The 13,958-nt window shown below is 70.8% G+C and carries 13 protein-coding genes; 11 read left to right on the top strand and 2 right to left on the bottom strand.

The genetic code is table 11. The features are described 5' to 3' along the window. Positions 1 to 206 precede the first annotated feature (206 nt). On the bottom strand, positions 207 to 1,739 hold the full coding sequence (locus tag VGD44_RS18220) for an acyl-CoA carboxylase subunit beta (RefSeq protein ID WP_331089744.1): 1,533 nt from the start codon (positions 1,737 to 1,739) through the stop codon (positions 207 to 209). 108 nt (positions 1,740 to 1,847) lie between these two features. On the opposite strand from VGD44_RS18220, the gene VGD44_RS18225 reads away from it, so the two are divergent. From VGD44_RS18225 to VGD44_RS18250, 6 genes are all read left to right on the top strand, one after another. Beyond that, the gene (locus VGD44_RS18225; protein ID WP_331089746.1) at positions 1,848 to 3,671 is read left to right on the top strand and encodes a hypothetical protein; all 1,824 of its coding nucleotides are present in this window, start codon (positions 1,848 to 1,850) and stop codon (positions 3,669 to 3,671) included. Positions 3,672 to 3,767: 96 nt separating this feature from the next. Then, positions 3,768 to 4,553: a hypothetical protein gene (locus VGD44_RS18230; protein WP_331089748.1), complete on the top strand. Its 786-nt coding sequence runs from the start codon at positions 3,768 to 3,770 to the stop codon at positions 4,551 to 4,553. Positions 4,554 to 4,631: 78 nt separating this feature from the next. Then, positions 4,632 to 5,390 (top strand): sterol desaturase family protein, encoded by a 759-nt coding sequence (locus tag VGD44_RS18235; protein ID WP_331089750.1) that lies wholly within the window; start codon positions 4,632 to 4,634, stop codon positions 5,388 to 5,390. Positions 5,391 to 5,470: 80 nt separating this feature from the next. Beyond that, positions 5,471 to 6,286 (top strand): alpha/beta hydrolase, encoded by an 816-nt coding sequence (locus tag VGD44_RS18240; protein ID WP_331089752.1) that lies wholly within the window; start codon positions 5,471 to 5,473, stop codon positions 6,284 to 6,286. 11 nt (positions 6,287 to 6,297) lie between these two features. After that, on the top strand, positions 6,298 to 7,239 hold the full coding sequence (locus VGD44_RS18245; RefSeq protein ID WP_331089754.1) for a homocysteine S-methyltransferase family protein: 942 nt from the start codon (positions 6,298 to 6,300) through the stop codon (positions 7,237 to 7,239). 47 nt (positions 7,240 to 7,286) lie between these two features. After that, complete coding sequence (locus tag VGD44_RS18250; RefSeq protein ID WP_331089756.1) at positions 7,287 to 7,580, top strand: putative quinol monooxygenase; 294 nt, start codon at positions 7,287 to 7,289, stop codon at positions 7,578 to 7,580. On the opposite strand, the gene VGD44_RS18255 is transcribed toward VGD44_RS18250, so the two are convergent. After that, a complete protein-coding gene (locus VGD44_RS18255) occupies positions 7,577 to 8,311 on the bottom strand; it encodes an ATP12 family chaperone protein (RefSeq protein WP_331089758.1) in 735 nt (244 codons plus the stop codon). The two genes, VGD44_RS18250 and VGD44_RS18255, sit on opposite strands and share 4 nt — an antisense overlap. Before the next feature lie 71 nt (positions 8,312 to 8,382). Between VGD44_RS18255 and VGD44_RS18260 the strand changes: the two genes are divergently transcribed. The 5 genes from VGD44_RS18260 (at position 8,383) to dinB (ending at position 13,890) form a co-directional block, all read left to right on the top strand. After that, on the top strand, positions 8,383 to 9,813 hold the full coding sequence (locus VGD44_RS18260; RefSeq protein WP_331089760.1) for a DUF1800 domain-containing protein: 1,431 nt from the start codon (positions 8,383 to 8,385) through the stop codon (positions 9,811 to 9,813). After that, the gene (locus tag VGD44_RS18265; protein WP_331089762.1) at positions 9,810 to 10,985 is read left to right on the top strand and encodes a DUF1501 domain-containing protein; all 1,176 of its coding nucleotides are present in this window, start codon (positions 9,810 to 9,812) and stop codon (positions 10,983 to 10,985) included. The genes VGD44_RS18260 and VGD44_RS18265 overlap by 4 nt, the downstream gene beginning before the upstream one ends. A gap of 132 nt (positions 10,986 to 11,117) precedes the next feature. Next, positions 11,118 to 11,576, top strand: a complete 459-nt coding sequence (locus VGD44_RS18270; protein WP_331089764.1) for a hypothetical protein — start codon at positions 11,118 to 11,120, stop codon at positions 11,574 to 11,576. Positions 11,577 to 11,728: 152 nt separating this feature from the next. Continuing rightward, complete coding sequence (locus tag VGD44_RS18275) at positions 11,729 to 12,574, top strand: MBL fold metallo-hydrolase (RefSeq protein ID WP_331089766.1); 846 nt, start codon at positions 11,729 to 11,731, stop codon at positions 12,572 to 12,574. A gap of 74 nt (positions 12,575 to 12,648) precedes the next feature. After that, positions 12,649 to 13,890 (top strand): DNA polymerase IV, encoded by a 1,242-nt coding sequence (dinB, locus tag VGD44_RS18280; protein ID WP_331089768.1) that lies wholly within the window; start codon positions 12,649 to 12,651, stop codon positions 13,888 to 13,890. Positions 13,891 to 13,958: the final 68 nt, after the last annotated feature.

The following is a 13,958-nucleotide window of genomic DNA, read 5'->3' on the forward strand; positions in this document are numbered from 1 at the left end:
GCAGGTCAGACGACGGCCGCAGCGGTGTCGAGTCAAAAGCGTGACGCGGCCTGAGACTTCACTCAGTTGTCAGATTAGCCCGGGAGCTGTTCTCCATTCGGGCGAACAAATACAAGGAAATTAGAGAAATCGCGGTCGGCGCCAACTTGCGCGCACGACGTGGCAAGTCAGGTCGCCACCTCAAGCTCGGCCGCGTCCATATATCCTCACAGGGGAATGTTGTCGTGCTTCTTCCAGGGGTTGGTGAGCTGCTTGCCCTTTAGGTTCTTCAGCGCGTTGACGATCCGCTTGCGGGTCGAGTGGGGCATGATCACGTCGTCGATGTAGCCGCGCGAGGCGGCGACGAACGGGTTGGCGAAGCGGGCCTTGTACTCGGCTTCGCGCGCAGCGATCGCCTCGGGGTCGCCGATCTCCGAGCGGAAGATGATCTCCACCGCGCCCTTGGCGCCCATCACCGCGATCTCGGCCGAGGGCCAGGCGTAGTTCACGTCGCCGCGGATGTGCTTGGAGCTCATCACGTCGTAGGCGCCGCCGTAGGCCTTGCGGGTGATCACCGTGATCTTCGGCACCGTGGCCTCGGCGAAGGCGAACAGGAGCTTCGCGCCGTGGCGGATCAGGCCGCCCTGCTCCTGCTTGGTGCCCGGCATGAAGCCCGGCACGTCGACGAACGTGATGATCGGGATCTCGAAGCAGTCGCAGAAGCGCACGAAGCGTGCGCCCTTGCGGCTCGAGTCGATGTCGAGCACCCCTGCCAGCGTCTGGGGCTGGTTGGCGACGATGCCCACCGGCTGGCCGTCCATGCGCCCGAAGCCCACGACGATATTCTTGGCGAAGTCCGGGCTGATCTCGAAGAAGTCGCCCTCGTCCACGACCTTCAGGATCAGCTCTTTCATGTCGTAGGGCTTGTTCGGATTGGCCGGGACCAGGGTGTCCAGGCTCATCTCGATGCGCTTGCCGTCGTCGTAGCTCTCGCGGACCGGCGGCTTCTCGCGGTTGGAGAGCGGCAGGAAGTCGATGAGGCGGCGGACCTGGGTCAGGGCCTCGAGGTCGTTCTCGAAGGCGCCGTCGGCCACGCCGGACTTCAACGCGTGCACGCGGTAGCCGCCGAGGTCTTCGTGGCTGACGTCCTCGTGGGTGACCGTCTTCACCACGTCGGGGCCGGTCACGTACATGTAGGACGTGTCCTTCACCATGAAGATGAAGTCGGTGATGGCGGGCGAGTAGACGTCGCCGCCGGCGCAGGGGCCCATGATCACGCTGATCTGCGGGATGACGCCCGAGGCCAGGGTGTTCTCGAGGAAGATGTCGGCGTAGCCGCCCAGGGCCGCGACGCCCTCCTGGATGCGCGCACCGCCCGCGTCGAACAGCCCGATCACCGGGGCGCCCACCTTCATGGCCTGGCGCTGCACCTTGATGATCTTCTCGGCGTGGGCCGAGGACAGCGAGCCGCCGAAGACGGTGAAGTCCTTCGAGAAGACGAAGACGACGCGGCCGTTGATACGGCCCCAGCCGGTGACGACCCCGTCGCCGGGGATCCGCTGCTTGTCCATGCCGAACTCGCTGACGCGGTGCTCGACGAACATGTCGAACTCCTCGAACGAGCCCTCGTCGAGCAGCAGGTCGATACGCTCGCGGGCGGTGAGCTTGCCCTTGGCGTGCTGGCTCGCGATCCGCTTCTGGCCGCCGCCCTGGCGGGCGTCGTCGCGGCGCTTCTCGAGTTCTTGCAGAATATGCTTCACGGGCGGCCTTCCTTCACGAAAGCGCAGGCGTAGTGCGGTGCGACGGCGCAGGCAAGTTGCCCCCGGGGAGCCCTCGCGACGCCCGAGGCGCTGCTGTATGACCGAATGATGATCTTCCAGCGGGACCCGCCCAGTCCCGAGCGGGATCGCCGCGTCGCCTCGGTGGCGGTGGTCCCGTTCGACCCCGTGCCGCTCGCGCCCGACCAGGCGCGGCTGGCGCACGGTTTCCTGGAGGACGTGATCGCCGAGCTCTCGCGCCTGCCAGACATCGAGGTGCTGGCCGCGCGCACCTCGCTGTCGCTGACGTCGGAACAGCTCGAGCCGCGGCGGATGCTGGAGGCCTACGGCGTCACCCACCTGCTGGACGCGTCCGTGCGACCCGGCCCGGGCGGCGTGCTGGTGAAGGTCAACCTCGTGGAAGCCGCCTCGGGCCGCGCCATCTGGGCCGACCGCTACGAGTCGCCGCTCATCGACGCAGGCGCGGTGCTGGAGGAGATCGCGGTGCAGGTGGCCAACCGCCTGTCGGCCCGGGTGACCCTCTCGAGGCTGGCCGAGGCGCGCCATCGGCCCCTGACCAGCCTGCCGGCCCAGGACTGCTGGCTGCGGGGCCTGGAGTGCCTGCGACGCGCCACGCCCGAGGGCGACGACGAGGCGCGCCGGCTGTTCCAGCGGGCGCTGTCGATCGACCCGACATATGCCCGGGCCTACGCCGGCCTGTCGGTCAGCCACTTCAAGCGCTGGAACTGGCGCCACGCCACGCCGCAGGAGGCCGAGGACGACCGCCTCAGCCAGCAGTACATGGACCGCGCCGAGGCGCTGGACGAGATGGACCCCGTGGTCCAGGTCGTCGCCGGCCGGCTGCAGGTCTACCGCCGCAACTTCGGCGAGGGCCGCCGCCATCTGGAGCGCGCCCTGGAGCTCAGCCCCAACCGCGCCGATGGCCTGATGCAGATGTCGCCGCTGTGGGCCTACCTGGGCGAGCCCGAGCGGGCGCTGGAGATGGCGGCCAAGGCCTTCCGTCTGAACCCGCTGCACGAGCCCTGGTACTACTTCGTCTCGATCATGCCGCACTTCCTCGCGCGACGCCTGGAGGCCGGCCTCGCGATCCTGGAGCGGTCGCCGCCCGACCAGATCTTCGAGCAGGCCGCCCTGATGGCGGCGAGCTACGCCCACCTCGGCCGCCTGGACGAGGCTCGCGCCCAGGTCCCGCACTTCCTGCATGCCTACCTGCGCGACATCACGCAGGGTCGCCCGGCGGGCCCGGAGGAAGCGGTGCGGCACGTGATGGACGCCAACCCCTTCGCGCGTGACGAGGACGCCGCGTTCCTGCTTGAGGGACTGGCCCTGGCCGGCCTGCCCACCGGTCAGCCCTGCCCGATGCCGCCCGTCGCTCGCGCGGCCGACGCCACGGCGCGATTCGCCCGCAGCGGAGCCATGTGGGAGGTGGACTTCGCGGGCCGGCGCGCCGTCCTGCCCGACAGCAAGGGCTGCGCAGACCTTGCCGTCCTGCTCGCCTCGCCGCGCGAGCGCGTGCACTGCATGGAGCTGGCCGGACGGCTGGTGGAGGGCGACTCGGGCGCCGCCATGGACGCCAAGGCCCGTGCGGCCTGTCAGCGCCGCATCCAGGACCTGCAGGCCGAGATCGCCGAGGCAGAGCGCCACAACGATTTCGCCCGCACCGAGCGCCTGGGCGAGGAGTTGGACGCGGTGATCGAGCAGCTCTCGGCCGCCGTGGGCCTGGGCGGCCGCGGCCGCAAGCTGGGCGATCCGGCCGAGAAGGCGCGCACCGCCGTGACCTGGCGCATCCGGAGCGCGATCAAGAAGATCGCCGAGGCCCACCCGCCGCTCGGCCGCCACCTCGAGGCTTCGATCCGCACTGGGGCCTTCTGCGCCTACCAGCCCGAGGCCGCAGTCCGCTGGACGGTGACCTGACGTCGCACCAGCTTCTTCCGTGGCTACGCTTGCGTTTGCGGGCCGGCCTGGACCACCCTGGGTTTCACCGTGCCGGGGGGCGTGGAGCGCTGCCTCATGCTGCGGATCGACGTCTCGTCCCTCCGCCTATCCGAAGTCCGGAGCCTGCTCGCCTCGGCCCGCGCCCGCGGCCAGGACGCCCTGGCTGAACAGCTGGAAGCCGAGCTGACGGCCCGCGCCTCTGGTCGAGCGCCGCTGAGGCAGCCTGATCCGGAGCCGCCCTTCGAGAACGACGACGTCCTCCCGATCGACGTGGGCCCGCCGCTGGAGGACTTCACGTTCGAGCTGTCGCAGCCCACTCGTGCGCCGGCGCGCCGCAAACCCATCATCGGCCTCGTCCTTGCGGGCGTCGTGACGGCCGGCGCGGCCGTGGCCTGGGTACTGAGCGGCGCGCCTGGACTCCCCGGGGGTGACTCGCCGGCCGCAGTTCCGACCGCCGCAACCGCTCCGCCACCGCCTGTCCCGCGGGCGATGACGGTCCGGGCCGACATCGCCCCGCCGGCTGAGACCCCGCCGCCTGTCGAACCGCCCGCCGAACCGGCGCCGCGAACCGTCGCCGAGGCTGAGCCGGCTCCGCCGTCCAGGCTGGATCCCTGCGCGACGCCGCCGTCGCCGGCCGACCGCCTGCTCTGCCGCGACCTGGCGCTCAACCTGCTGGAGCACGAGATGCGCGAAGCCTATGGACGCGCCATCATCGCCGGCGCCGACCCGATCACGTTGCGCGAGAGCCAGGCGGACTGGCGCCGCACGCGCGACCCGATCGCCGACCCGCGCGCGCTGGCGGCCGCCTACGATCGGCGCATCCGCGAACTGGAGGCGGCCGCCGCGCCACCGCCTCCGTAACCCCTCACGGCGCCGCCTCACAATGTGAGGCCCCGGCTCACGCTCTTGGAAGGCAACCCAAGAGAAAAGGAGCCGTCCGTGTTCGGGTTCTACGACTACTGGCTGTTCGGCCTCTTCGCCGTCTTCGCCGCCATCGACATCCTGGCGCCGGCCAGGGACTTCCCCGCCGTCCGCGGCTGGCGCCTGAAGGGCGTCATAGCCGCCGTCCTCTACTGGTTCGTCTCCACCCGGGCCCCGTTCCTGTGGGACGGGTTCCTGGGCCAACATCGGCTGATCGACGCCGACGGCCTGCCCATCTGGCTGGGCGCGCCGGCGGCGTTCGTGATCTACGAGCTGGGCGTCTACGCCTGGCATCGTACGATGCACGCCTCGGACGTCCTGTGGCGCACGTTCCACCAGACCCACCACTCGGCCGAGCGCGTCGACATCTGGGGCTCGCTCTACTTCCACCCGCTGGACATGCTGGGCTGGGCGTTCGTCGGCAGCTTCATGCTGGTGTTCGTCTTCGGCTTCGCGCCCGAGGCGGTGCTGTACGCCTTCCTGGCGGCCACGTTCTGCGGCCTGTTCCAGCACGCCAACCTGCGCACCCCGCCCTGGCTGGGCTGGTTCATCGCCCGGCCCGAGATGCACAGCCTGCACCATGAGCGCGGTGTGCACCGGTTCAACTACGGCGACATTCCGCTGTGGGACATGGTCTTCGGCACCTACCGCAACCCGACCACCTGGGATGGCCAGGCCGGCTTCTACGACGGCGCGTCCGACCGCCTGGGCGACCTCCTGATCGGCCGGGACGTGGCCGGCGGCGAGCGTGGCCTCGTTCCGGAGGCTGCCCGCTGATGCTCGCGCCGCCGCCCGACCTTCATCTCCCGCCCGAGCCGCGGGCCTTCGTCTCCCCCCAACCCCTGAGAGCCCAGATCATGCGCACACGCGTCACCGTCTCCCCCGGCGTCGAGCTCGACGTCATCCAGTCCGGCGACCCGACCGGCGTCCCGCTCCTGCTGCTGCACGGCCTGTCCGACTCCAACGCCTCGATGCGGGTGCTGATGGACGAGCTGCCGAAAGGCGTCCGGGCGATCGCCATCACCCAGCGCGGCCACGGCGACTCGTCCAAGCCGGCCGGGCCGTACACGACCGACGCCTTCGTCGCCGACGTCGCCGCCGTCATGGACCGGCTCTCCGTGCGCCGGGCGGTGGTCTTCGGCCATTCGATGGGCAGCGTCGTCGCCCAGCGATTCGCGCTGAAGCACCCCGATCGCGTGGCCGGCCTCGTCCTGGAAGGCGCGTTCCCGGGCCTGAAGGGCAATCCGGCGGTGGCCGCGTTCTACGAGGGCGAGATCCGCACGCTGGGCGACCCCATCGACCCGACGTTCGCCCGCGAATTCCAGGTCAGCACCATCGTGCGTCCGGTGCCCGAGGCCTTCATCGACCTGGTCTCCAGCGAGTCCCAGAAGCTCCCGGCTCGGGCCTGGAAACAGATCCTCCAGGACATGATGCAGATCGACACCACGGCCGACCTGGCCCGGCTGAAGGTCCCGGCCCTCCTGCTCTGGGGGGACCGCGACACCTTCGTCCTGCGCAGCGACCAGGATCGTCTCGCCGCCGCCATCGCGGACTCCACCCTGGAGGTCTTCGAGGGCACGGGCCATGATCCGCACTGGGAGGAGCCCTCTCGCGTGGCCAACCTCGTCGCCGACTTCGTGCAGCGCCACGCCGCGCCCGTTCCCGCCCGATGACGAGGATCGCCATGACCCCGCAACTGCCCCAGCTCGCCGGCGGCCTGTTCCTGACCGACGGCGGCCTGGAGACCACGCTGATCTTCCACGACAGGATCGACCTGCCCCTGTTCGCGGCCTTCGTCCTGCTGAAGGACGAGGTCGGCCGCGCGACACTCCGGCGCTACTACAGGCGCTATCTGGAGATCGCCGCGACCGAAGGCCTGGGCTTCGTGCTGGAGGCCCCGACCTGGCGGGCCAGCCCTGACTGGGCCGGGCGGCTGGGCATGACGCCCGGCGAGCTCGAGCTCTACAACCGCGACGCCATCCGGCTGCTCCAGGAGCTGAAGGCCGAGTGGGAGGGCCGCCTGCCCCGCATCGTGGTCTCCGGCTGCGTCGGCCCCCGCGGCGACGGCTACGACCCTGGCGAGGTGATGACGGCCGACGAGGCCCGCGCCTATCACGGCCCGCAGATCGCCACCTACGCGGCGGCCGGCGCGGACATGATCGGCGCGATCACGATGACCAACCTCCCCGAGGCGATCGGGGTGGTTCGGGCGGCGCGCGACGCCGGCCTGCCGGTGGCGATCTCGTTCACCGTCGAGACCGACGGGCGCCTGCCCACCGGCCAGACGCTGCGGGGCGCCATCGAGACGGTCGACGCCGCCACCGGCGATGCGCCCGCCTACTACATGGTCAACTGCGCCCACCCGACCCACTTCGCGGGCGTGCTCGACGCTCGCGCGTCGTGGACGAAACGGATCGCGGGCCTCCGGGCCAATGCGTCCAGGCGCAGCCATCAGGAGCTCAACGACGCCCCGGACCTGGACGACGGCGACCCCGTCGAACTGGGCCGTGAGCACGCCGAGCTGCTGCGCCGCCACGGGCACATCCGTGTCCTCGGCGGCTGTTGCGGCACAGACCATCGCCACGTCGCGGCCCTCGGCCGGGCGTGCGTGGCGGTCGAGGCCTAGCGCCAGGCCCGGGGGATCGGCACGGTGGCGGCGAACGGAGAATCTCGATGCTCGTCGTCACCGGCAGGGTCACCGCCCGACCCGAGACCTTCGCGGCGCTGCGCGAAGCCGCCCTCGCCCACGTCGCCCGCTCGCGCGCCGAGCCTGGGTGCCTCAAGCACAGCGTCCACGTCGACTGTGAAGACCCGCTGACCCTGTTCTTCTATGAGGAGTGGGCCGACCGCGCCGCGCTGGACACCCATTTCGCCCGGACCGGCTCGCACGAATTCATGACCGCCATCCGCGAGCTCGCCGCGACCAGCACCCGCGTGAAAGTCCTGCCGATCGTCGAGCGGACTTAGTCCGCCAGCGCCCGGAACCAGCGCTCGAGCACCCGCGCCTCGCCGCGCAGGCGCGCGGTCCGTTCGGCCGCCTCCTCGTCGATCCCCCACTTCTCTTCCTGGAAGGCTTCGTCCAGGCGCGAGAGGTCGAAGGCCTCGTCGGCGTCGATCCAGCCGCGCAGCAGCGCGATGGCCAGCACCGCCGAGCCGAACAGCGCCGCGCCGAACGCCATGCCCGCCAGCGCGAAGTCGTCGAGCCCGAGCGCGATCTCGCGCACTTTGGCCAGGGTCTCGGGCGGCTGGTCCCTGTGCACGATGCCCGTGCACCGCTCGAAGCGCAGACCCTCGTCGGCCTGCGCCCGGGCGACGAGCGGGCTCCAGCCGGCCTCCTGCCGCGCCACCAGGGCCGCGGGATCTTCGGCGAAGTAGCAGACGAGGTCCGAGCCGGCGTACTGGGCGATCTGGGCGGCGACGCCCTCTCTCGTGGCCCCGATGGTCTCGATGGCGGTGTTGGCGAGGCGGGTGGCGTGCATCACCGCCATCTCGATGGTCTCGCCCTGCGCGGCCCACTCCGCGGCCACCTGCTCAACTGCCGCAAGGGTCGGCAGGACCATCCGCTCGGCCTTGGGCGTGCGCAGGTTGCGGCCGTCCAGCAGCACGCCGAAGCCGCCGTCGGTCTCGACCACCGACACGACCTTGTAGAACCGCTTCGGTTTCTCGGCCGGCTCGTGGAAGCCCTTGCGCAGATCCAACTCAAATCTCCCGACGGAACGTGTGGCGGCGGGCGTGGAATGGGGACAAAACGAACCGACCGCAAGGGAGGATGCCCGTGGCCGCCAGCCGAAGGGACCTCGAAGCCGCCATCGCCGTCACCCGCTTCGGCCTGGGCGCCCGGGGCGGCGAGATCGCCGAGGCGTCACGCGATCCCCGCGGCTGGCTGAAGGCCCAGATCCGCCGCGAGGGCGCCGAGCCCTTCACCACCGGCGGCGAGACCGCGAACCAACGCCTGGCCGAGTTCCGCGACTACCGCCGCGAGCGCAGGGCTGCGGAGCAGGGCGCTCAAGGCAAGGACGGTGTGGGCGACGACGCCGTCATGCGCGCCCGCCAGTTCATCCGCGACAACACCTCCGGCGACATCCTGGCCCGCGTCCAGCTCGCCGCGGCCACGGACGCCGGCTTCCGCGAGCGCTGGACGCTGTTCTGGGCCAACCACTTCACCGTCTCAGCGATCAAGGCGCCCGTCTCAGGCCTTGTCGGCCCGTTCGAGAACGAGGCCATCCGTCCGCACGTCTTCGGCCGCTTCGCCGACCTCCTGGGCGCGGCCGAGACCCATCCGGCGATGCTGCTCTACCTGGACCAGGCGCAGTCGATCGGGCCCAACAGCCGAGCCGCGCAGTTCCGCGGCCGCGGCCGGCGCGGCAGGGGCCAGGATGCGCAGCCCCGGCAGCCCGGGCTCAACGAGAACCTCGCCCGCGAGATCCTGGAGCTGCACACCGTCGGCGTCGACGGCGGCTACGCCCAGGCTGATGTCACCGAGTTCGCGCGCGCGCTCACCGGCCTCTCCGTCGCCGGCCCCCGCGACGCCGGCGTCCAGGGCGCGGTCTTCCGCGGCCAGGCCCATGAACCCGGCCCGCGCACCGTCATGGGCGTCCGCTACCCCGCCGGCGGCAAGGAGCAGGCGGGCGCGATCCTGGCCGACCTCGCCGCGAGGCCTGAGACTGCGCGGTTCGTCTGTACGAAGATCGCCCGCCACTTCGTCGCCGACGACCCGCCGCCGGCCCTGGTCACGGGGCTGGAGACGACCTGGCTCGCCACCGGCGGCGACCTCGCCCGCGTGGCCGAGACCCTGATCGAGGCGCCCGAGGCGTGGACGCCGCAGCCCGTGAAGCTGAAGACGCCCTACGAGTTCGTGGTCTCCAGCTATCGCGCCCTGGGCGGCGAACCGCGCGGCGTCGGGCAGGTGAACGGCGTCCTCGGCAGCCTGGGCCAGCGGCCATTCGGCGCGCCCTCGCCCAAGGGATGGCCCGACGAGGCCGCGCCCTGGGCCGCCTCCGACGCCCTCGTGAAGCGGATGCAGTTCGCCCAGACCCTCGCCGCCGTCGTGGGTCCGCGGGTGCAGGACCCTGCCGCACTGGCCGAGCGAACCCTGGGCGATCGCCTGGGTCCCGCCGCCGCCACGGCCATCGCCCGCGCCGAGTCACGGCCCGAGGCCGTGGCTCTTCTCCTCATGTCGCCGGAGTTCCAGCGCCGATGATCGGACCGTCGCTCAGCCGCCGGGCCTTCGCCGCCGGCCTCTCCCTGCCCTTCCTCGCCCGCGTCGCCGAGGCGGCGGTCCCGGCGAACCGGAAGCTGGTCGTGATCGTTTGCCGCGGCGGCATGGACGGCCTGTCGGTCGCCCCGCCGGTCGGCGACCCGGACTACCGGGCTCTGCGCGGCGCGCTGGCCCTGGGCGATACGGCCCTGAAGCTGGACGGAACGTTCGGCCTGCACCCGTCGCTGCCGGCGATCCACAAGCTTGCCCGGGCCGGCCAGGCGCGGATCGCGCCGGCAGTCGCCACGTCCGACCGTGCGCGCTCGCACTTCGAGGCCCAGGACGTCCTCGAGACTGGCGCCGCCGGGGTCTACGCCACCACCTCCGGCTGGCTGAACCGGGCGGTGTCGGCCATGGGCAAGGTCGAAGCCCTTTCGGTCGGTCCGACCGCGCCGCTGATCCTGCGCGGGCCTGCGGCGGCCGGCTCGTGGTCGCCCGGCCGTTCGGTCGACGCGCAGGCGCGGCTGCCCACCCTGCTGCAGGACCTCTACCGCGACGACCCGCTGTTGGGCCCGGCCCTCGCCCGGGGCCTGCAAACCGAGACCCTGGCGCGCGACACCGGCGCCAACATGACCGGCGGCCAGGGCATGCAGGGCCGCGCCGGACCGGGCCGGGAGGCGGCGCGGGCCATGGGCGAGGCGCTGGCCGGCTTCCTGAAGGCGCCGGGCGGCCCCCAAGTCGCCGCCGTCTCGCTGGACGGATTCGACACCCACGCGAACCAGGCCGGCCTCCTGGGCGTGCGGCTGTCGAGCCTCGACGCCCTGGTCGATGGCCTGCACGGGGGCCTCGGCCCCGTCTGGAAAGATGCCGTCGTGCTGGCCGTCACCGAGTTCGGGCGGACCGCACGCGTCAACGGCACCGGCGGCACCGACCACGGCACCGCCTCCACCGCCCTGCTCCTCGGCGGTGCGCTGAAGCTCGGCGGCATCGTCGGCGACTGGCCCACGCTCAAGCGCGAGGCCCTGTTCGAGGAGCGTGACGTCTACCCGGCGCTCGATCTGCGCGCGCTTGAGAAGGGCCTGCTGGCCGATCACCTGGGCGTCGAGCGCCGGGCGCTGGACACCCTGGTATTCCCGGAAAGCGCCGGGGTTCGGCCTCTGACCGGCCTCGTCTAGACGGGATCGCCTTGCGGCTGAGCGGGCACAGCCAGAACGCGCTTGCGCGTCGTTGAAGAACGGCGCTCGGTGAACCAGGGGCGGGCGGGGCTCATGCGGGCCGCGCCATTATGCTCCCGTGGGAGATCCACCATGAAAACCTTCATCCGCGCCATCGCTGTGGCGGCCGCATTGAGCCTTACCCTGGGCGCACCCGGCGTTGCCCAGGCCCAGAGCGCCGAGCGGGTCTACGACAACGGGCCCGTCTGGGTGATCAGTTACATCCAAACCAAGACCGGCATGTTCGATGACTACATGGCCTATCTGTCCAAGCAGTGGCGCGAGAGCAACGAGGCCGACAAGCGCGCCGGGGTGGTCCTCGACTACAAGGTGCTGCAGGTCGATCAGCCGCGAGACGGCGAGCCCGACGTCATCCTAATGGTCCAGTACAAGAACATGGCCGCCTTCGATCGTCCGCTCGCAGAGTCGGAAGCCACCGCGGCGAAGGTGTTCGGTAGCGTGGTGAAGAGCAACCAGGCCTTCGCCGGGCGCGACGCCATGCGCACCAACCGCGGCGGGCTCACCGCGCGAGAAATACGGTTCATCAAGTAGCCGGTAGTCTGGGCCGTCTTGTTCGATGATGCCGGAGAAGGTGTAGTCCCGCGATGCTAGTCGGGATTGCGCCTCTTCTGACTGCAGCCTGGCTTTCGGCAGCCCAGGCCGTCGGTGGGGTTGCGCCTACAGAGCAGCATCAGACACAGGTCGTGCTTCTTGGGACAGGTACGCCGAGCCCCGACCCGGACCGCTCCGGCCCCGCCACGGCGATCGTCGTCAATGGCACGCCCTACCTGGTCGACTTCGGACCGGGTGTTGTCCGCAGAGCCGCCGCGGCCCAGCAGAATGGCGTACGCGGCCTGGCGGTCGTCAATCTGCAGACCGCGTTCCTGACGCATCTGCATTCGGACCATACCGCTGGCCTCGCGGACCTGATCCTGACGCCCTGGGCGGTCGGACGAAACCGGCCGCTCCGGCTCTATGGGCCCAAGGGGCTGAGCTGGATGACCGACCATGTGCTGAAGGCCTATCGCGAGGACATCCGCATACGGTCGAACGACAAGCGGAGGCTGGGCGCGTCCGGGTACGCCGACGGGATCAAGGTCGACGTGCACGAGATTGCGCCCGGGGTGATCTACAAGGACAGGAACGTCACGGTGACGGCGTTTGCGGTCGACCACGGCGACGTGCCGCAGGCGTTTGGCTACCGGTTCCAGACCCCGGACAAGACCATTGTCATCTCCGGCGACGCCGCGCCGAGCCAGAGCGTCATCGACGCCTGCAATGGCTGCGATGTGCTGATCCACGAGGCCTACAGCCTCAAGACCTTCGCGACCGTCTCGCCGGCCTACCAGCAGTATCGCCTGAAGCACCACACTTCGTCGCGGCAGCTGGCCGAACTGGCCGGCAAGGCCAAGCCCCGGCTGCTGATCCTCTACCACCGCGCCAATCCCGGGGCCGTCGGTGCGCCCAACCCCGAGGAGACGGTGCTGCAGGAGGTTCAGGAGACCTATGACGGCAAGGTCGTCACTGGGCACGACCTCGACGTGTTCTGAGCTGCCGGATGCGTCCACCCAGGTCTGGTTCTCGCTGGCTTGCGCCTTGAACAAAACGGGAACAAGTATTTCCCGTGGACCCCTCCATTCTCCATGCCGACCTGGACGCCTTCTACGCCTCGGTCGAGCAGTTGCTTCAGCCTGAGCTTCGCGGCAAGCCGATCGCCGTCGGCGGCGGCGTGGTGCTCGCCGCGTCGTACGAGGCACGCGCCTTCGGCGTGAGGAGCGGCATGCCGGGGCGCCGGGCGCGCGAGCTCTGCCCCAGCCTCATCTTCACCGAGGGCCACTACAGCGAGTACCAGCGCTTGGGCGATGCGGCGATCGCCGTGCTCGCCGACTTCACGCCGGATATCGAACGCATCTCTATCGACGAGGCGTTCGCGGACGTCTCCGGGTCGACGCAGCTCTTCGGCGCGCCCGCCGACATCGCCACCCGCGTGCGGACGCGAGTGCGAGACGAGCTCGGGCTGGCGATTTCCATCGGCGTCGCGCGCACCAAGCACCTCGCGAAGATCGCCTCGCAGGTCGCCAAGCCGGATGGCCTGGTCGTCGTCGATCCGGCCGGCGAGCTCGCCTTCCTGCACGACCTCCCGGTCGAGCTCATGTGGGGGGTCGGACCGGCGACGAGGGCCAAGCTGGCGGAGGCCGGGGTCACCACGATCGGTCAGTTGGCGCAAAGCTCGACCCGCGCGATGGAGCGCCTGCTCGGCCGCGCCGTCGGCCGCAAGCTTAACTCCCTAGCGTGGAACCGCGATCCGCGCGTCATCCAGACCCGGCGACGCGCGCACTCGGCCGGGGCGCAATCGGCCCTGGGACGCCAGCCGGCGACCGAGGCCGTCTTCCGGCCCGTCCTTCTGCACCTGGCCGACCGCATCGCGCGGCGCCTCCGCGCCAAGGATCGTCCCTGCCGGACGGTGACCGTTCGCGTACGCTTCGCCGACCTTCGCTCGGCCACGCGGGCGCTGACGCTGCCGGCGCCGATCAGCGCCACCGTGGCGCTCGCGGACGTGGCGATCGAACTCGTGCGCGGGGTGCTGGCCGACAACCCCCACGAACGAACGATCTCGCTGCTGGCCATCTCCGCGTCCAATCTCGGCGAGGATCAGGTTCTGCAGCTCGAACTGCCGTTCTGCCTCGCCGACGACGGTAGACGGCCGGGGACCCGCCGGGGGATCGCGCGGTTGCGGGCCGATCGCGCCATCGACGCGATTCGCGAGCGGTTCGGCTGGGAAGCGGTGAACTATGCTTCGGCCGCGCCCGGCGCTTCGCGGTCGGCGCCGGATGACTTTCGCAGTCTGGCCGAAAGGGAACTGTGAGGGCGTCGGATGTAATCCGGATGCCGCAGTCTCGCCTTAGCGGCGCGGGCGGCGTTCAAGGCCCACGG

It is taken from the genome of Phenylobacterium sp., from assembly GCF_036402295.1.
Taxonomy (GTDB): domain Bacteria; phylum Pseudomonadota; class Alphaproteobacteria; order Caulobacterales; family Caulobacteraceae; genus Phenylobacterium.